Source organism: Streptomyces sp. NPDC002133 (assembly GCF_040296405.1).
Taxonomy (GTDB): Bacteria; Actinomycetota; Actinomycetes; order Streptomycetales; family Streptomycetaceae; genus Streptomyces.
The window spans coordinates 38,360-56,640 of the sequence record NZ_JBEOXF010000036.1 but is presented as its reverse complement, the minus strand read 5'-3'; the positions used below and the strand labels follow the sequence as shown (position 1 = coordinate 56,640).

Genomic DNA, 18,281 nt, shown 5'->3' with positions numbered 1-18,281 from the left:
ATGACCACCGAATCCGTCTTCACCGGCCTGAAGGTCCTCGACGTGGCCAGCTTCATCGCGGCACCGGCCGCAGCCACCATGCTCTCCGACTTCGGAGCCGACGTCATCAAGATCGAGCCGCCGGGACACGGCGACCCCCAGCGCCGGCTCAGCTTCGTACCGCCCAGCCCGCGCGCACAGGCCAACTACGGCTGGCACCTCGCCAACCGCAACAAACGCGGCATGGTCATCGACCTGAAATCCCCCGCGACCACCGAGGTCCTCAAACGCCTCGTCCAGTGGGCCGACGTGGTGATCACCAACTTCCCGCACGGCACACGCGAAAAGCTGCACCTCGGCTACGACGAGGTCTCGACCTGGAACCCCAAAGTCATCTACGCCGACCTCACCGGCTTCGGCGACGCCGGCCCCGACACCCGCCAACCGGGCTTCGACCTCACCGCCTACTGGTCACGCAGCGGACTGCTGGCCTCCACCCGCGACGCCGGAGCCCCACCGACCGTCCCAGTCTGGGGCAGCGGCGACTACACCACGGCAATCGCCATCTACGCAGCGATCGCAACCGCCCTCTACCACCGCGAACGGACCGGACAAGGCGCCAACGTCGGAACGTCACTGCTCGCCACGGGCGTCTGGGCCACCGGAACCCTCGTCGCCGGCGCACTCGCCAACGGCACACCGTTCGAGCTGCACGACCGCAACGCCCCGGTCAACGCGCTGACCAACCCCTACCAAACGGCGGACGGCCAATGGTTCATGCTGGCAACCTCACCCATGAACTGGCCCGGACTGACCCGGGCCATCGGGCACCCCGAACTCAGCGAGGATCCCCGATTCGCCGGCATCGAGGGCCTGGTCAAGAACGCCGCCGCAGCGAGCGAACTGCTCGACGCCGCCTTCCGCTCACAACCCTTCACCCACTGGAAGGACGCCCTGGACCGGGAACGCGTCACCTACAGCCCCATCCAGACACCGGAAGAAGCCGCCAAGGACCCCCAACTGCGCGCCAACGACATCGTCGTACCCCTGGAAGGAGTCACCGGGCTCGACTACACCATCAACAGCCCGGTCACCCTCCGAGGGATACCGAAGGTCCCCGCCAAACGGGCACCGGACCTGGGCGAGCACAACGACGAAATCCTCACCGAACTGGGCTTCAGCCCCCACGAGATCGCCGTGCTGCACGCCCAAGGAGCGATCCCCGGCACAACGCAAGCGGAAGCTGCTTGATGAGCCGATAGAGCCAACGGCACCTCCCCGCACGATGAGGCGGCGAGGTGCCGTTGCACGTCCTCACCTCTCAGCTTCGCCAGCGGAGTTTCACGCTGCCGCGTGGCGACGGGGGTGGTGGCGGGAGGCGATGGTGGCGGTGAGGGCCTCGATGGCGTCGACGGTTGCGGCGCTCAGGGCGACGGCCCGACTGGCCGCGGCGCTGTCGGAGCCGCCGGACGTCTCGGCCGGCAGGCCGGAGGACGCGGCGAAGGAGTCGAACACCGACCGCAGTGCTCCCGGGGCCACGGTCTCGGCTCCGGCGGCGGCACGGGCCAGGGCGCCGAGGTGTTCGTGCAGCGGATCGGCCAGTTCGGTCAGCTCCGGAACGGTCTCCTGCGCAGTGCGCGGCAGGTGTTCGCGCAGCAGGGTGACGCACCCGGCGACCGTGGACACCTGAGCGCTGATCTGCTCCAGCTGCACGGTCGACCAGGGGTCGCGCTGCCGGGCCGGCTCGGCGTGCGACTGCTCCACCGCGGCCTCCAGGTGCTCCCTGATCTGCCGTGATCGCGCCCGCAGTTCGTCGACGGCTGCCAGATCGGTCGCTCCGACGTCGGCATAGCCGGTCAGCAGGTCGGGGAGGAGCCGGTCCTGCAGCCGCAGCCACTCCGCGAGCAGGCCCGGCAGCCGCCTGGTGGACCAGGTCGGCTGCTCCTCGGCCGCCCGTAGCCGCGCGGCCAGGTCGCACGGGCTGCGCAGGGGCGAGGTGGCCTCCCACGACTCCAGGAGGGCCCAGACATCCTCGGGGGTGCGGTGCTCGCGGCCGGAGGCCACCGTACGGGAGATGTCGCCCAGCACCTGCGCGGCGGCAGCCAGTGCCTCCTGGTTCCCGGCCGCTGCCGACGCGGGTACCGTCAGCCGCACGGTCTGCAGCGCGCGGCGGATGCGCTCGGCCTCTCCGAGCAGTCCGAACATGGCCGCCGCCGGCGGCCGGCTGAACTGCGGCAGCAGGTCCAGGGCCTGCCGGGACGCGGTGAACGGAGCAGACCGGCCCAAGGCGGCGGAGTCCGCCGAGACCGAGCCCTCGGCGAGTGACCGGTACAGGGCTGCCAGGGCGCGGCGTTGAGCGGCGAACCGCGGATCGTACGGCGGGAGCAGCTGCACCACCACGACGAGTCCGGTCCCGGTCGCGATCCACCCGGCCATCACCAGGCCGCCGTGCACGTCGGGAGCGAGATCAGCCGTGATCATCAGCCCGATGAGCGTGAGGCAACCCCGGATGCCGGGCGCGACGCCCAACGTCCGCCACAGCCCGGCGGCGAACGCCGCGACCGCGAGCAGCAGCAGGAACAGCCAGGTGGTGCCGTGCACCAGGGCCCCCAGCACCGCCATTGCGCTGAAGGCCGCGGCCATCCCGAGCGCGTTCACCACACGGTGCCGCAGTGGGCTCAGCAGCGTGCCGATGCCGCAGATGAACGCACCGACGCCGGCCATCGCCCCGGCGACCGGATCGTCCAGCAACCCTCCGAGCAGCGTGGCGAGCAGCACGCCCAGCACGGCCCGTGCGATCACCGACGGGGCGGCGAACACCCGCTGGACGCGCAGCCCCCCGGAGTGGGCCGGTTGTCTGGTTGACGACGGCGAGGATGCGGGGGTAGTCCGGGTGCTCGGGCAGGTCGAACGGGTTGGCCTGGGCGGGGATCCGGTCGGCGAGGGCGATGGCGGTCTTCCGGGTGATCGCCAGATGTTCGAGGTGGGTCTCGGCCTCCCTCAACCGGGTCTGCAGTTCGGTGATCTGCGCGCGGAGGTCGTCGGTCAGGGTCCGGGCGGCGTCCTCCTGAATGCTGAGCGCGTCGAACAGAGGCTGGATGTTCACGCGGTCGCCGCCTGCGGGTCGCGCCAGGTGGGAGCGTTCGCACCGGTGAGTCGGCGGGCCATGACATGAGACATCGCCCAGTAGACGCGGGAAGCGGAGGAGGCCGGCCGGTGCTCGTAGTCGCTGACCAGGCGCCGGTGCAGTATCAGGATCCCGTAGGTCTGCTCGACCTTCCACCGCTTCGGCTGAAGGACGAAGCTCGGGCAGGTGGCGGGGTCCGCGGTGCACTGCATGTGGGACGCATCTCGACCGATGACCTCCCCCGCGGCAAGCTTTTCGTCGAACTCACCGCTGACACCACCGGCGGGCCCTTCAGACTCGTCGAACGACTGAGGTCACACTCGGGGGATGAGAGAACTCAAGGGTGTTGATGCCGGGACGCCGCACGCGCAGTTTCTGGCGACCGAGCACTGGAGTCTGCTGGCGACGCGGAGCATGACGTGGCACGAGATCTTCAGCCGGACCGGGACGTATCTGACGGTGCTGTCGGCCGCGGTGGTGGCGCTCTCGCTGGTGGCCAACGTGACCGGGTTCGGGTCGGGGTTCACGACGTTCGCGTTGCTGGTGCTGCCGGTCGTCCTGCTCGTCGGGTTCGGGACGTACTTCCGTCTGATCGAGGCGGACATCGAGGACACGTGGCTAATCATCGGCATGAACCGGCTGCGGCACGCGTACGTCGAGCTCGCACCGGAGCTCGAGCCGTACTTCATCGCGAGCCACCACGACGACCGGCCTGGGATCTGGACGACCTACAGCTTCCGCCGCCGGATCGGGGTGACGCACTGGCTGTCCGGCTCACCTGTTGTCGTCGGCGTCATCAACTCCGTCGTCACCGGCGTGCTGGCCGCGGTGGTCTGCGAGGCCGCTGGCGCCGGGGACACCCTGCGGATCCTGGTCGCCTCCGCCACGGCCATCGTGACCGCGGTCGTCCTCGGGTTCCTCGGCCTCCGCCAGGTGCACGAGGTCTCCCGCAGCTATCAGCCGCGCTTCCCCAGTGACGAAGCACGACGGTCGGCGGGTTGAGGCGGCCGGAGCCCTGGTAGTCGGCCGCATGGTCGATGTCCTGCATGTCGAAGCGCCGACCGTAGCGGGCGGTCAGGAACTCGACCAGCGGCTCGAGGTGCTGGTCGGCGGCCAAGGCACTCGCGGCGGTGCTGAAGACCACGCTGCCCGATCGCGGTCCAGGAACGGGCCCTGGCCATCACCGCACGCAGCGACCAGCAGCACCGCCACGAACAGGTGACGCACTCCCCGCCGCCGACGCGGATCGGGCAGCACCGCCAGACGCTCGGCAAACGACGGCAACGCGCGGTGCTGATGCGAAGGCGACTTGATCAAGCAGACGGTGGCAGACTGACGGCACATCGAAGCTCCGGTTGCGGACGACGACTTGGCAAGGTCATCCGTCTTCAACCGGAGCTTCGTTGCATCCGTACTGAGAGCCGCACGGATCGTCACACGTCCGCGTGACGGGTCGGTGTTGGTGCTCGTTGTCTGACAGTGTGACGAGTCGCTGACGGTTGAGCAGGTTGAGTCCTGGTCCGAGGGCATAGCAGGGTTGCATGCCCGGTTCGCGGGACGTTTTGGCAGGTCGGAGCCGCGTGATCGGGCTCTGGACTATATGACGTGCCCGCTGGCGCCGCTGGAGAGGAAGAACGGATGGACCTGGCCGAGCAGGTCGGTCAGCTTCGTACGGACGGTGTGCAGCGCCTGCTCAACCACTCCGAGTGGGAAGAGGACGCGGTTCGCGACGATGTGTGACCATGTGTCGGCACCTTCCTCGTCTATGCCTCGGCCAAGGGGCGCGCGCTGATCGACCGGGAACTGTATGTCCCGAAGACCTGGACGGATGCCCGCGACCGCTGCCGGGCGGCCGGATCGACGACACGGTGCCGTTCGCCACGAAGCACCTCCCGCACACCGGTACTGGTCGGCGGTGTCGAGCAGGGAGGCATCTGAGCAACTGCCACGCTTCGGCCTTGCGCAGGGTGGATGTACCGGGTGCTTCTGGAGTCCAGCAGTACCCCGTCGTCGACGAGGCCGGCGTCGGCCGTGATCGGGGCCTCACCGATCGGGGCCTCACCCCGGGACGGAGGGCAGCACCTTGAACTCAGCCGGCCCCAGAGTGAGCCATCCGTCCGTCAGCGGCGTACACCGCACACCGCCCTTGTCACGCAAAGCGCGGTGCGCCCCCGGACCGATGAAGGTGTCCATCCAGGCACAGGGCCTGGCGGGACGCCGCACGGACAGCAGAACCGGGCCCTCACCGGTGTCGAGTGACACGGTTTTGCCCACGAGAGCGTCGATGTCGATCCCCCGGAGCAGGACGTTGCGACGCGTCAGCCGGAGATCGACTGCCGGGTTGATGTCCACGGGGAGGTTCTCCGCGGCCATGAGCGTGACGGCGGCATTGCGATGGGCCGGTCGGTTGAAGTAGCGGTCACCGACGATGCCGAGGTTCGCCCGGATCTCCGCACGCGAGACGAGTTCGCCGTCATGTGCCGGGGACGGCCCGTCGGAGGGCCGCCCCGTACACCGGTGCACGGGCGAGACCAAAAGCTGAACGACTTCCACCACTGCCATAATGCCCACCAGCCTACGCTGATCCCCTGCGGGATCGGCGATCGCGCGAGCGACACTCGGCCTCAACGGACTGGGAGTGATCCGTTGAAAATGCCTTGCTGAGCTCTCGATAAACGGGTTCCTATTTATTGATCGGAAACTCAAAGGTTCTATTCGATCGTATAGCGGACGTGGGGGCCGTAGAAACAGCCGCAGACGATGTGCGGCCGGCGCCGGCACCGGAAGACCTGCGGTTTCTGCGGAGAGGTGGGCCTGGTCGCGGGCCCGGCCACGTATGGGCAGACTGTGCTCGAGATCGGCATGGACCAGCTCGTCCGGGTTGAGCTCTGGTGAGTATGACGGCAGGAAGTGCAGTTCGAGCTGGTAGGCGTGCTCGGCCGGCCAGTCGCGGACCGCACGGGAACGGTGGGCGAAGTGCCCGTCCATCGCACGGTGGACCTCGCGGTCGAAGCGGCAGATGAGGCGCTCCGGGAAGCGCACATGACACGCGCGTCGAAAGTCCGCGTGAATGCCATGAAGTGAATGCGCCCCCTTGGTGCTGATCGCGAACATCGCGTGGACCGAGAAGCAGTTCCCCGTGCGGCGCACGATCGGGGTACGACCCTTGGGAAATGAGTTTGCTGCTTTCTCGCACCGATGTTGAGTTTGGTTCGCTTTACGGTTACCCAGTCGGTGAGCTGCTCAGCCGTCTCGTTGTAGCGCCATTCGGATATGAGGCACAGCGTACGGAGACGGTAGGTGAATGCCATGGGCGGAGACTCCCCGGCGTCGTTCAGTGCTGAGGATGCGCTGGACGTCGCGCGTCGTGGACCCGTTCGACGGCCAGCCGACCGTCCCGCGTTCGCGGACTCGACAGTGTCGTCATTTCCCTTCGACATTCACAAGCCGGCTGATCGACAACTGGCTCCGCAGCCGGTCGCCAACCGCTGTTCCTTGAAATGATCGAAGCCGCACCTGGCCCTGCCCGATGGTCGCGCTCACTTGTAGGCCGCCGCCACTACTCCTGCTCACCCTGCGTACCCGCCTGGTACGGCACCGTACGGTCTATGAGGACCGATCCGACCCGAGACCGTCACCCCCTTGACAGGTGATTCTGGGGCTGGCACCATAGCGTCATCGCCCGGGCGGGTATCGCATTTCCCTCTCGGGGGGAAGTGTGACATCGAACACCGACATCGCCGTCGGAATCGCCAGTGCCGACCGTAAGTGGCGGCCGGGCCCAGTGCGCCGAAGGCCTGGCGCTGTCGACGAAGCGTGGTGGAGCCCCGAGATCAACGCCGAGCCAACCCTCGATCGCGGGCTGACGGCTACTTTCTCGCAGGGCTCCTGGACCTCGAGATCGACGGTGTCGACCAGGCCAGGGCTGCCCAGCCCGCTGCGCCCCGTGCTCCACGGCGACCCGCGGCAACATCGCCCATGGCGATCAACGCGGTCGCCGTCTGATCGCGCGCGCGGGCCGGCGGGGTCGGCCGACCCCGCTGCAAGGCCCCGCTTCCGGTATGAGTCACCGGATACGGGACCTGTCCTCAATGGAAGAACTTCGAAGAAACGGACTGTGAACATGAACGAGCAGAAGGCGTGGCTGGCAGGTGGATGCTTCTGGGGCATGCAGGACCTGATCCGGTCCCTCCCCGGTGTGCAGAGCACCCGAGTGGGGTACAGCGGCGGCGATGTCCCCCACGCCACGTACCGCAACCACGGCAACCACGCCGAGGCGATCGAGATCGTCTTCGACGGCGACGTGACCGACTACCGAACGATCCTGGAGTACTTCTTCCAGATTCACGACCCGAGCACGAAGAACCGGCAGGGCAACGACATGGGCGCCAGCTACCGGTCCGCCATCTTCTACTTCGACGAGGAGCAGCGGCGGGTCGCGGAGGACACCATCGCCGATGTGGACGCGTCGGGCCTGTGGCCGGGGAGGGTGGTGACCGAGGTGGTTCCCGCCGACGAGTTCTGGGAGGCGGAGCCGGAGCACCAGGACTACCTGCGCCGCTACCCGAACGGCTACACCTGCCACTTTGTCCGTCCGAACTGGCGGCTCCCCAAGCGCGTGGAGGCGTGAGGTCGGCTCCAGGAACGCGCGGCGCACCTGCACGACCTTCCAAGGGCGCGGCCGGACGAACCCGGCCGCCCCGCGGCGTGTTCCCCGTCGGCTCCGTGCCACTGCGGGTAGTCGCGCTGCCCAGGGGACGGCGTCGGGGACGCGCTCAGGCATGCCGTCATCGGATACGGCACCAGGTGTTCGGCGCGGGTGACCCGGAGTACTTGCCGGCATCAACTGCCGTGCTCGGCAGCTGTTCGGTTTCTGGCGGCCGGTCACGGCGGTGAGGGACACAGCGGCCATCAGATGATCGCGGGGATGGCGAAGCCCCGCGATCCCGTTCTTTCTTTCCCATGGCGCGGGCGACGTTATGGACTTCGGTCCGGACGTACTGGCCCGCCTGTACAGCCGAGGAGGCGTATTTCATGACGTACGACGTCGAAAAGCCGGACGAGCAGTGGCGTGCGGAGCTGACCCCGGGCGAGTACGCAGTGCTGCGCCGGGCAGCGACCGAGCCCCCCTTCGTCGGCGAGTACACGAACACCAAGACGGTCGGCACATACTCGTGCCGGGCCTGCGGGGCCGAGCTGTTCCGTTCCGACACCAAGTTCGATTCACACTGCGGCTGGCCGTCCTTCTACGACCCCAAGGACACCGACGCGGTCGAACTCATCCCGGAAACCTCCACCAGCACGGAGGTTCGGTGCGCGCGGTGCGGATCGCATCTGGGCCACGTCTTCGAGGGCGAGGGCTTCCCGACCCCGACCGACCAGCGGTACTGCATCAACTCGATCTCGCTGCGTCTGGAGCCGGACGAGAGCTGAGCGCTCCCAGGATCGGCCCCGACCGATCACCGGTCCCGCCCCTGGCGGTCAGCCCTCGCCCAGCTGCTCCAGCAGCGCTCACACGTGAGGGCGGTGGCCGTGTCAGGGGCGGAGGCGTCGAACTCCTCGGCCCAGCAGCGGCCGTCGAGCGGGACATGCGCGTGGTCTAGGGACCATCCCCGCGGCCGCGGAGCCGACTGTCCGGCCAGCGGCACTCCAGCGAGGGGCCCGCAGACGCGGGACGACGTGAGCGTCCGCGAGGGACGGGGCGAAGATGAAGGTGCCGGTGAGCGTGAAGGGAACCGCGGCCGGTCGCAACCTCAAGTCCCTGAGTGTGCGGGCCTCCTATGACAAGGGTGCCCACTGGCACAAGCTGGCGGTGCGCAACGGTGCCGTCCTGGTCACCAACCCTCGCGCGGCGGGGGCGGCGTCTCCTTCAAGGCCGTGGCCGTCGACAATCAGGGCAACGCCGTTGAGCAGACCGTCAATGACGTCTACCTGACGAGCTGACACCCGCCCCAGGCCGGGAGCTCTTCCTGCCTGGGGCGGAATCTCCTCCGGGCGGCGAAGGGGTGCCGGTACGGTCCGACCGTACCGGCACCCCTTCCGCGCACCCTCCCGCCACGTCTCCGCCGCGTACGCGCGCGGGTTACGGTGCGGATCTTGTGGACCTGCCGTTGATGATCTTTCGGCGCTCGCTGCGAGGCCGGCCAGTCCCGGCCTGCGCTATCGACGAAGCCGGTAACTCCCACTCGGCATCAATTCGCGTTACGTGGGGTGGTGCGGGTACGCGGCGAGCGGCTTCCGAGCGGCGGCGCGACCTTGCTGTGTTCGGCAAGGGCCGCCTCCGTGAGGTGGCGAACGGCGCTCCTGCGCGGTTGCCCGACTCGCCACGGACGGGGGCCTTGCCCGGTGTAGCGACCAGTGCGTCGATGGACGGGATCGCCGGCATAGGGTGTTCGCGGCCTGGCCCCGCCTGCCGAGCCGGTAACACTCGCTGCCTGGCTCGGCTACGGCGCTATGCAGGGCGGGCGCGCCGGACGAGCCCAACCGTGATGTCCACAACAAGGAATCCGAGCAGGGTGATTCCCAGGACAGGCAGTGCCCAGCCGAGTGCGACGACGGCCGGAACACCGAGGATCAGCACGGGCAGGGGCAGCTGTCGCCACATCCCCCGTGCCGGGGTCCGGCTGGACGGCGCGGCGCGGCCCATCGGTATGAGCGACGTCGACCGCCTCCAGGAGTTCGAGCGGTTCTACAACTTCCCATAGGCCGCATCAGGGCATCGCGAACGCGCGACCGCTGCACCCCTTGCGATCACCGATCCAGGGCAGATCACCCGCCTCGACATACGCAGGCGTGAACGCCTGGGCGGCATCCTCCACGAGTACGAACATGCCGCGTGACCTGGGCGGACGAGGTTTCCGGCAAGGGCAGCCGGCTGGAGCCCCGCCGCGGGCACGAGGTTCGGCTCGTCGAAGGTCACGGACACGCGCCAAGGGTCATGAGATGCTCGCATCCAGTCAGATGCCTTCTCGATCAGGTTGATGTCTCCGTCGCAAGACACATCGTTCCTGGTCAGAGGGCGTCTGATCTTCTGGGCACGTCGCTCTTCAACAGATCCGGACGGTGGATCCGGGTTTAGTACTCGACTCCGCGGAGCGGCTCTCAGCGCACCTTGGACTCCACGAAGGCCGCGAGCCGCCCGAGGGTGTCGAAGGTGTCACCGACGATCTCGATCTCGATCTCGATCCCGAACCGTTTCTGCAATGCGACGATGAGCTTGACGACGGTGAGCGAGTCGAGCTCAGGAAGATTGCCGTATAGTCCCGTCTCCGGCCCGAGGTCATCGGCCTGGTCCTCGATGTCCAGCGTGACCACCACGACGGCCTTGACGTCCTCGAAAATCGCCTGCGAGATCTCTGGCGAGCGAGTCATATGGCTTCTCCTCATCGGTCGTGCAGACCCGGCGGCCTGCGATCTACACCAGCACCTCCGTCGGTGTCGGATGGCCGAGGAAGGCTGTGGGACTGGCCGTCATCCCGTAGGCGCGGTCCTGAAAGACCGCCACAAGGTCGCCGATCTCGGCACGCGGGAGGCAGACATCACGTGCGAGCAGGTCCAGCGGGGTGCACAAGCACCCGACGACGCTGACAGTCTCAGCACCCGGGACGCCCATTCGGTTCGCGATGGCGACCGGGTAGTTCTTGCGGATGACCTGCCCGAAGTTCCCCGAGGCAGCGAGCTGGTGGTGGAGGCCGCCATCGACGACGAGGACGGTGTGGCTGCGCGACTCCTGCGGTCGACGACTCGGGTGACGTATCCGCCGGCTTCGCCGACCAGGAAGCGGCCGAGCTCGAGGAGGATCCGCGCCTCGGGCAGCGCGGGGCGGAGCCGCTCGGACATCACCGCAGCGAGGTTGTCGCCGATGGTCGCGAGGTCCAGCGCCTGGTCGCGTTCGAAGGACGGGATACCGAGCGCACCGCCGAGGTTGACGTAGCGGACAGGCTGTGGGGCTGCGCCGGCGAGCCGCACGACGAGGTCGGCGGTCCTGCCGTGGGCCTCGGCAAGGATATCGGCGTACAAGTTGTGCGAGCCGGCGAAGACATGAAAGCCGAGGACGTCGAGGTCCATCGCCGCTAGCCGGGTGAGGAGCGCGGGCACCTGCTCAGCGTCAACACCGAACTGCTGCGAGCCGCCGCCGAGGCGCATGCCCGAGCCCTTGACCTGGAAGTCGGGATTGACGCGGACCGCGACGCGGGGCCGCACACCCAGCCACTCCCCGATGGCCGCCACCCGCAACGCTTCAGTCTCCGATTCGAGGCTGATCGTCACCCTGGCCGCCACGGCGCGACTCAGCTCCGCAGGAGTCTTGCCTGGTCCTGCGAAGCTCACTCGGTCAGCAGGGATCGGCGTGTCCAGCGCGACAGCCATCTCGCCTGCCGATGCAACATCGAAGCCGTCGACCTGCCTGCTGAAGTGCTGCACCACGGCGGGCATCGGATTGGCCTTGACCGCGTAGCTGAGGTGGATGTCGTCCGGCAGGGCGCGGCGCAGTTCCTCGACACGCCGGGTGAGGCCGGTGCGCTCGTAGGTGAAGAACGGGGTGGCACCGGCGCGCTCAGCGAGCAACCCGACCGGGAGGCCGCCGATGCGGAGCATGCCGTCGGCGATCGCGAACCGGCTGATCGTGGGGTGCGCGTAGGCGCCTGCGGTCATGCGGGCACCTGAGGGCGGGAGGCGGTGAGCTCGTGGCGAAGGAAGGCCCGGTCGAACTTGCCGTTCGGCGTTCGGGGCAGGACACCAAGGACCACCACCTCGGCGGGCACCATGTAGCCGGGTAGTTCCTGCCGCAGGCGTGCGGTCACCGCGGCCGGGTCGAAGCCGGCGGGATCGCAGGGTGTCACGACGAGGACGATCCGGTGGCCAAGTGCCTCGTCCTCGAGGCCGAGCGCGACGGCATCGTGGACCAGGCCAGTCTCGTACGCCACTTCCTCGATCTCTTGCGGGCTGACCCGATATCCCGATGTCTTGATCATGTCGTCATGCCGTCCGACGAAGTACAGGAAGCCCTCCTCGTCGCGGACGACGACATCGCCGGACCAGACCGCCAGCTCGGGCGTACACAGCTCGACCGGACGGTTCGGCGGCGGCCGGAACCGCTCGGCCGTGCGCTCCGCGTCATTCCAATAACCCAACGTGACAAGCGGACCTCGGTGCACCAGCTCACCCGGCTCTCCCGGACCACACAGGCCGCCGTCCTCCCGGACCACGAGGATCTCGGCGTTCGGGATGGCCTTGCCGATCGAATCGGGCCGCCGGTCGACCTCCCGGGGATCGAGGTAGGTGGAGCGGAACGCCTCTGTGAGGCCGTACATCAGGTATGGCGTTGCGGTCGGGAAGATCGCTCGCAGTCGTTGCAGGGTAACGCGCGGGAGTCGCCCCCCAGTGTTTGCGAAGTAGCGCACCCCGGCCACGGCCTCGGACGGCCACGTCTGGGCTGCGAGCTGGATCCACAGCGGCGGTACGCCCACCAGCCCGGTGATGCGGTGCTTCGCGCACGGCCGGACGACATCCCCCGGCAGCAGGTAGTTGGCGAGCACCACATGGGCGCCGACGCAGAAGCCGGTCGTCAATTGGCTCAGTCCGGCGTCGAAGCTCAGCGGGAGAACGGCCAGGATTCGGTCCTCTGCCGTGTTGTTCAGGTAAGTGCTGACGCTCTCCGCGCCGACGACGAGGTTGCGGTGCGACAGCACGACGCCCTTCGGGGCCCCGGTGCTCCCCGACGTGTAGAGGATCGCGGCCACATCCGTGTCGACGCCGCCCGTCGGAGGACACACGGCCTGGCTCGCGGGCTCGGCGACCTTCGACCAGGGGAGCACGCGGTAAGGGGCTTCCTCGTCCTCAACAAGCGAGTCGCCCAGCACGAGGACGTGGGAGAGTGACTTGCAGGCGGCGAGCTCGGCGCGCAGGGTCCGCAGCCGGTCCGTGGAGGTCACCAGTACCCGCACGGCGCAGTCGTCGAGGATGTGCCTCACTTGCCCGGCCCGCAGCACGGGATTCACCGGGACGAACACGCCACCGGCCCGCGAGCAGGCGAGCAGCGCCACGACGGTCTCGATCCTCTTGTCGAGGAAGACCGCGACGCGCTCGCCACCATCGAGGCCGAGGTCGCGCAGGCCGGCGGCCGCGAGCTCCGTCCGCTCGTGCAGATCGGTGTAGGAGATCGTGGTCGTCCGTGCGGTCAGGGCGGGCGCGCCGGGGTTGCGTTGGGCGGACCTCGCAACGAGGTCCGGCAATCGGATGATCATTTCGGCGGATTCCTTTCTGTCGCTTTTGCCTGGCAGCCCACGAATCCCAGCCCTCGGCCCTGCGCCGGCTCGTCTCCGAGGGCAGGGCCGGGATCGCCTGGGCGCTGGACGCGGGGGTTCGACAACTCGCGCGGTGGACCTGGGCACCGGAGATGACCGCGAACGGTCGCACGAGGGACGTGGTCATCCGGCGTTCACCTTGACGGTCGGCGAGCAGGCGTGCTCGGGGCGTGGTAGTCCTCCTCGGCGACCTCGAGCTCCGCGAGCTCTCCGCCGAGCGCCGTCAGTGACTTCCGGTCGATCTTGCTGTTGCCGGTCAGCGGCAGGCTCTGCCGCCAGTGGAAGATCGCCGGGACCATGTACCCGGGCAGCGACTCGCCCAGCCGGTGGCGCAGGACCTCGGCCTCGAGCGGCCGCGGGTCGGAGTAGAAGGCCACCAGGTGCTTGCTGCGGTCGGCCCGCTCGGCGACCACCACGGCGCCGTCGCGGACCCCGTCCACCCGCAGCAGGGTGTTCTCGATCTCACCGATCTCGATCCGGAAGCCGGAGATCTTGACCTGGGTGTCCCGGCGGCCGAGGAACTCCAGCTTGCCCTCGGGCAGCCGGCGGCCGTGGTCGCCGCCCCGGTAGAGTCGCTGGCCCGGCCGGTGCGGGTCGGCCATGAAGGCTCGCCGGGTGCGCTCGGGGTCGTTGACGTACCCGCGGCCGACGCAGACCCCGGAGAAGACGATCTCGCCAGGGGCACCGAGGGGCACCGGGGACAGGTGCTCGTCGACAACGTGGACGTGCACGTTGTGGATAGGAGGACCGAGCGGGATCCGGTCGGACTCGGGCACCCGCGTCATGATCTCGTGATTGGTGTCGTCGGAGGTCTCGGTCAGCCCGTACGCGTTGACCAGCCTGATCTCGGGGTACAACCCGAACCAGCGCTGCACGAGCTCCTTCTTCAGCCCCTCGCCGGTGGCCGACACGCACCGCAGGTCTGGAAGCTTCCGGGGATACTGCTCGAGGTAGGTCAGCACGACCTCGAGATAGGACGGGACGACCTGCAGGACGCCGACCCGGCCGCGGACGATCGTGTCGACGTACCGCGCGACGTCGAGGATTACCTCCTGCTCGACGATCAGGGTTCGCCCCCCGACCAGGAGCGCCGACAGCAGTTGCCACAGCGAGATGTCGAAGCACTGCGGCGCGGTCTGGGCGACCACGGGCGCGCCGTGCGCCGGGCCCACCCCAAGGTCGTCGATCTTGGCGTAGAGGTGGTTGAGCAGGCCGGCGTGCTCGCACATCGCCCCCTTGGGCTCGCCTGTGGAGCCGGAAGTGAAGTAGATGTAGGCGAGCTGATCGGCCGCCACGGCGACGCCCAGGTCGTCGTCGGCATGGCCCTCGGCGCAGGCCTCCTCGATGATGATCTTCTGCACGCCGGGCAGCGTGTCGAGGGCCTTGTCGAGCATGGTGGTGCCGGGTTCGGTCAGCACCAGCGTGCACTCGGCCCGCGCCGGCGTGGTCGCGATCCGATCGGCCGGAAAATACGGCTCGATCGGCAGACACGTGCCACCGGCCTTGAAGATCGCGATGACGGAGGCCATCCAGTCCAGGCTCCGCTCGGTCACCACCGCGACCACGCCCTCGCGGCGCAGGCCACGCGCCAGCAGTGCCCGCGCCAGCCGGTTAGCGTGCGCGTTGAGCTCCCGGTAGGTCCACTGCTGGTCGCGGTGCACGGCCGCGACGGCGTCCGGGTGCATTCGCACGCGCTGCTCGAACAGCTCGTGGAACCGGCGGTCCGGCAGCTCCCGGCGCGGCCCGGCCAGCCGGTCGAGCTGGAAGCGCAGCTCCTCGTCCGACAGCAGGCTCGCCCGCCCGTGCTCGGCGCCCGGGCCGGCGACCATCAGCGCGAGGGCGGTGAGTTGGTAGCCGGCGATCCTCTCGGCGCTGCCCGCGTCGAGCGCGTCGGTGCGGTAGTGCAGGTGCAGCGCGAGGCGGCCGCCGGGGGTCGCGAGCGCCACCCGGAGCACGGCGTCCTCGGCGAGGTCAGTGCTGATCTTGCCGCCGGTGTCGAGGCTGCCGATCGGGTCGAACTCGGTCTCGAACGCCGGCCCGGCCACGCCCAGCTCGCGCTTGAGCTCGTCCACCGCGAAGTCCCTGTGCTGTAGCAGGTCCGACTCGACCCGAGCGGTGTCCTGCAGCAGCGACCGCCAGGAGCGGGCTTCGGTCGTGAGCGGGCAGGGCAGCGGCCGCCCACCGGGCCTGGCCGCGTAGCCGATCACCACGTCCTGCTCGCCGGACAGCGCCGCCAGCACCTTCGCGTGCGCGGCCAGCGCCACCGAGTGCAGCGGCAGCTCCAGCTCGTAGGCCAGCTGGCGCACGCCTGCCGCGAGGTCGTCATCAAGGGTCGCGACGTGCTCGGCGACGCCCGGTGCCGGGTCGAGCGTCCACCGCGGGATCGCGGTCGCGCCGCCCGCGCGCAGGACAGCCCGCCAGAACTCCCGGCCGGTTTCAACCCGATTGTCCATCGAATCGTCCCTACGTTCCACGTTTGCCGGGTGTCAGCCGCCGCGGACGAGCACGGCGGCGCAGTCGTCGAGGCTGATCCTGCGCACCTGAAGGTCAGCCGACTGCTCGCGCATCTTCTGGGCCGGGTTCCCGCCCCACAGTGCGTGCGGTGGCATTTCCTCGCCCTTCATGAGGAAGGAGCTGGTGGCGAGCACCGCGCCGTCGCCCATTGTCACGCCGTAGTGGACGAATGCGCCGACACCGAGCGTGCAGCCGGCACCGATCACCATGCGGTCCGACTTGAATCCTCCGTCCTCCTGCGAGTGGCACTGAATGATGGTGTCCACATTGAGGGTGCAGTCGTCCCCGATCGTGGTGAACGTCCGCTCGGGCACGCGGAGGCCGTCGTCGAAGACCCGGCGGCCGATCCGCATACCCAGCAGCCGCCAGATCACGTTCTTGAGCGGGGTGCCATTGAAGACGAGGACATAGGCGAGGGAACTCACTTTCCAGAAGCGTTCGTGCCGCCAGAAGGCGCGGTCGTAGATCGAGCAGCCCTGCGGCCGCAAGGCCTGCAGCGGCCGGAACAGCCGGTCGACCAGGACGTTATAGGCGACGGTGAAGACGAAGACCCCGGCGGTGGCCAGTGCAAACGCGAGCGCACCCAGGGGGGCCCAGAGGTCAATGGCGGCCAGGTAGAGCACGGTGACGATGAAGATGAAGATCCAGCGCACCAGCAGGAACAGCGCCATGCTGATGGTGTTGTAGACGTTCTTGGCCCGGAGGCGGCGGCGCAGCTCGTCCTTGCTCCCCACGTCGAGATGCTTGTCACGCTTGACCGACCGCGGGATCTCGAAGCTGGGCGCGCCCAGCAGGCCCACGCCTTCCCGCACCTGTCCGTCGACGGGAACCATGACCTTCGTCGCGAGGAGGCAGTTGTCGCCCGTCTTGCCCTGCGCGGTATAGGCGATCATGTTCCCAAGGAAGTTCTCTGCCCCAATCGACACGCGGGACAGCCGGAACGACGTGTTCGAGAAATCGGCATTGATGATGGACAGCCCGTCCGCGACCATCGTTCCGCTGCCGACCGCGCTGAGGAACGGGGTGTCGTGCTTGACCATTTCGCCGAAGTTCGAACCGGTCTGCCGCACCCCGCGAAGGTCGTAGCCCAGCCAACGCAGGTAGTGGACGATGTAGGAGGTGCCACCGAAGAGAGTCATGTAGAACCTGCTGTTGCTCGTGCGGGCGATCGCGCGGTGGATCCAGTAGTGGAATCCGTACAGCGGGTAGACCTTGTCCGGCTTGATGAAGAGGTTCAGCACGCGCGGAACGGTTCCCACGAACACGAGGCCGACGAGCACGGCGCCGAAGAAGGGCACGGCGGATATGACCAGCGCGTCGTCGCGGTAGAACGCCCAGCTCGTGAAGGAGACCGGTCCCGCGGCCAACAGCGTGACGAGCTGCGGGACCTTCGTGAGCGCGAGGACCACGATGACGAACGTCAGCGGCGTACCCACCAGAAGCAGGTTCACCAGCTGCACGGTCGCGAAGACGACCCGTCGCCGGGTGCTGACGTCCATCGTGGGGATCCGCTGGCAGTCAACGTCGGTCGGCTGCGCGGGGGAGCCGTGCCAGCGCTCCCCGTCGGGCACGGTCTGTCCGGCGTGCAGCGAGGAGGAGTGCCCCAGCTGGGCCCCGTCACCCAGCGAGGTCCAGATGTCGAGCACCGTCATCTCGCCGACGAGCGCGTCCTTGCCGAGGCTGACCGCGCCCGTCTGGATGATGCCGTTGTGGGCCCGGTAGCCGTTGAAGAACGAATCCTTCCGGATCACCGCGCCGTCGCCGACGCTGAGTAGGTCGGTGCACACGGGCACGTTCCTGGAGAAGATGACGGCGCCGCGCCCGACCTTCGCGCCCAGTGCCCTCAGGTAGAGCACGTAGAGCGGTGAACCGACGAACAGCGCCATCGGGTTCCGCTGGACCAGGGTCTTGACGAGCCAGAAGCGGAAGTACGCCATGCTCCAGACGCGGATCTGCTGCCGCTTCCACCGGCCAATAAGCACCCACTTGAGCAGGATCGGAAGGGCGCAGAGGCCGAGGAACATCGCGCCGCCGTACGCGACCGCCCGCAGGTAGATGTCGACCAGGGTCGGGCTGGCCGAGACCCATTCGTAGCCCTTCACCGCGACGATCGCGGTAAGGGCGGGGTAGCCGAGGAGGAACAGGAGCTGCAACGCCCCGCAGAGGACGTACTCACCATTGCGCGCCCGCCTCGGCGGCTCACTGAGAGCCGCCGGAGTTGCTGGCTGCGAGGCAGGCCTGGTTTTGGTGTCGGTTTTGGTGTTGGCGAGGGCGGCTGCAAGCCTTCGAATCGTCGGGTGCTTGTAGATGTCCGGCATCGACACCGCCGGCAGGTCGGCCTGCTTGCGCACCCGGGC

General features: G+C 68.4%; 10 protein-coding genes and 6 pseudogenes. 5 read left to right on the top strand and 11 right to left on the bottom strand.

Annotation, left to right across the window (positions count from 1 at the left end; all coding sequences use genetic code 11):
- Positions 1 to 1,230: a CaiB/BaiF CoA transferase family protein gene (locus ABT078_RS27885; protein ID WP_351232364.1), complete on the top strand. Its 1,230-nt coding sequence runs from the start codon at positions 1 to 3 to the stop codon at positions 1,228 to 1,230.
- Positions 1,231 to 1,320: 90 nt separating this feature from the next.
- On the opposite strand, the gene ABT078_RS27880 is transcribed toward ABT078_RS27885, so the two are convergent.
- Both ABT078_RS27880 and ABT078_RS27875 read right to left on the bottom strand, forming a co-directional pair.
- Complete coding sequence (locus ABT078_RS27880) at positions 1,321 to 2,799, bottom strand: hypothetical protein (protein ID WP_351232362.1); 1,479 nt, start codon at positions 2,797 to 2,799, stop codon at positions 1,321 to 1,323.
- A 282-nt stretch (positions 2,800 to 3,081) separates the two neighbouring features.
- A pseudogene (locus ABT078_RS27875) lies at positions 3,082 to 3,282 on the bottom strand (IS5/IS1182 family transposase); the annotation flags it as partial.
- A gap of 151 nt (positions 3,283 to 3,433) precedes the next feature.
- On the opposite strand from ABT078_RS27875, the gene ABT078_RS27870 reads away from it, so the two are divergent.
- The gene (locus ABT078_RS27870; protein ID WP_351232360.1) at positions 3,434 to 4,108 is read left to right on the top strand and encodes a hypothetical protein; all 675 of its coding nucleotides are present in this window, start codon (positions 3,434 to 3,436) and stop codon (positions 4,106 to 4,108) included.
- A gap of 490 nt (positions 4,109 to 4,598) precedes the next feature.
- Positions 4,599 to 4,992 (top strand): annotated as a pseudogene (locus ABT078_RS42880) (IS701 family transposase); the annotation flags it as partial.
- Positions 4,993 to 5,164: 172 nt separating this feature from the next.
- Here the strand turns inward: ABT078_RS42880 and ABT078_RS27860 are convergent.
- Positions 5,165 to 5,668, bottom strand: coding sequence for a molybdenum cofactor biosysynthesis protein (locus tag ABT078_RS27860; RefSeq protein ID WP_351232423.1), 504 nt, complete (start codon positions 5,666 to 5,668; stop codon positions 5,165 to 5,167).
- Positions 5,669 to 5,998: 330 nt separating this feature from the next.
- Positions 5,999 to 6,256, bottom strand: a pseudogene (locus ABT078_RS27855) (transposase); the annotation flags it as partial.
- Positions 6,257 to 7,229: 973 nt separating this feature from the next.
- Between ABT078_RS27855 and msrA the strand changes: the two are divergent.
- Both msrA and msrB read left to right on the top strand, forming a co-directional pair.
- A complete protein-coding gene (gene msrA / locus ABT078_RS27850) occupies positions 7,230 to 7,736 on the top strand; it encodes a peptide-methionine (S)-S-oxide reductase MsrA (RefSeq protein ID WP_351232358.1) in 507 nt (168 codons plus the stop codon).
- A gap of 404 nt (positions 7,737 to 8,140) precedes the next feature.
- Positions 8,141 to 8,539, top strand: coding sequence for a peptide-methionine (R)-S-oxide reductase MsrB (gene msrB, locus ABT078_RS27845; protein ID WP_351232356.1), 399 nt, complete (start codon positions 8,141 to 8,143; stop codon positions 8,537 to 8,539).
- 1,018 nt (positions 8,540 to 9,557) lie between these two features.
- On the opposite strand, the pseudogene ABT078_RS27840 reads toward msrB, so the two are convergent.
- The 7 genes and pseudogenes from ABT078_RS27840 to ABT078_RS27810 form a co-directional block, all read right to left on the bottom strand.
- Positions 9,558 to 9,728, bottom strand: a pseudogene (locus ABT078_RS27840) (PepSY domain-containing protein); the annotation flags it as partial.
- Positions 9,729 to 10,207: 479 nt separating this feature from the next.
- Positions 10,208 to 10,477: an acyl carrier protein gene (locus tag ABT078_RS27835; protein WP_351232354.1), complete on the bottom strand. Its 270-nt coding sequence runs from the start codon at positions 10,475 to 10,477 to the stop codon at positions 10,208 to 10,210.
- Positions 10,478 to 10,520: 43 nt separating this feature from the next.
- Positions 10,521 to 10,862, bottom strand: a complete 342-nt coding sequence (locus ABT078_RS27830) for a type III PLP-dependent enzyme domain-containing protein (protein WP_351232421.1) — start codon at positions 10,860 to 10,862, stop codon at positions 10,521 to 10,523.
- Between the two features lie 26 nt (positions 10,863 to 10,888).
- Positions 10,889 to 11,701, bottom strand: a pseudogene (locus ABT078_RS27825) (alanine racemase); the annotation flags it as partial.
- Positions 11,702 to 11,754: 53 nt separating this feature from the next.
- Positions 11,755 to 13,350 (bottom strand): acyl-CoA ligase (AMP-forming), exosortase A system-associated, encoded by a 1,596-nt coding sequence (locus ABT078_RS27820; RefSeq protein WP_351232352.1) that lies wholly within the window; start codon positions 13,348 to 13,350, stop codon positions 11,755 to 11,757.
- Positions 13,351 to 13,556: 206 nt separating this feature from the next.
- Positions 13,557 to 15,863 (bottom strand): annotated as a pseudogene (locus ABT078_RS27815) (non-ribosomal peptide synthetase); the annotation flags it as partial.
- A gap of 33 nt (positions 15,864 to 15,896) precedes the next feature.
- On the bottom strand, positions 15,897 to 18,281 hold a 2,385-nt coding region (locus ABT078_RS27810; RefSeq protein ID WP_351232348.1), incomplete at its 5' end, for a Pls/PosA family non-ribosomal peptide synthetase.

What these genes read in the sequence shown, in the direction of transcription:
- ABT078_RS27885 (WP_351232364.1), top strand. Translation starts at nt 1, where the DNA reads ATGACCACCGAATCCGTCTTCACCGGCCTGAAGGTCCTCGACGTGGCC.
- ABT078_RS27870 (WP_351232360.1), top strand. Translation starts at nt 3,434, where the DNA reads ATGAGAGAACTCAAGGGTGTTGATGCCGGGACGCCGCACGCGCAGTTT.
- ABT078_RS27860 (WP_351232423.1), bottom strand. Translation starts at nt 5,668, where the DNA reads ATGGCAGTGGTGGAAGTCGTTCAGCTTTTGGTCTCGCCCGTGCACCGG.
- msrA (WP_351232358.1), top strand. Translation starts at nt 7,230, where the DNA reads ATGAACGAGCAGAAGGCGTGGCTGGCAGGTGGATGCTTCTGGGGCATG.
- msrB (WP_351232356.1), top strand. Translation starts at nt 8,141, where the DNA reads ATGACGTACGACGTCGAAAAGCCGGACGAGCAGTGGCGTGCGGAGCTG.
- ABT078_RS27835 (WP_351232354.1), bottom strand. Translation starts at nt 10,477, where the DNA reads ATGACTCGCTCGCCAGAGATCTCGCAGGCGATTTTCGAGGACGTCAAG.
- ABT078_RS27820 (WP_351232352.1), bottom strand. Translation starts at nt 13,350, where the DNA reads ATGATCATCCGATTGCCGGACCTCGTTGCGAGGTCCGCCCAACGCAAC.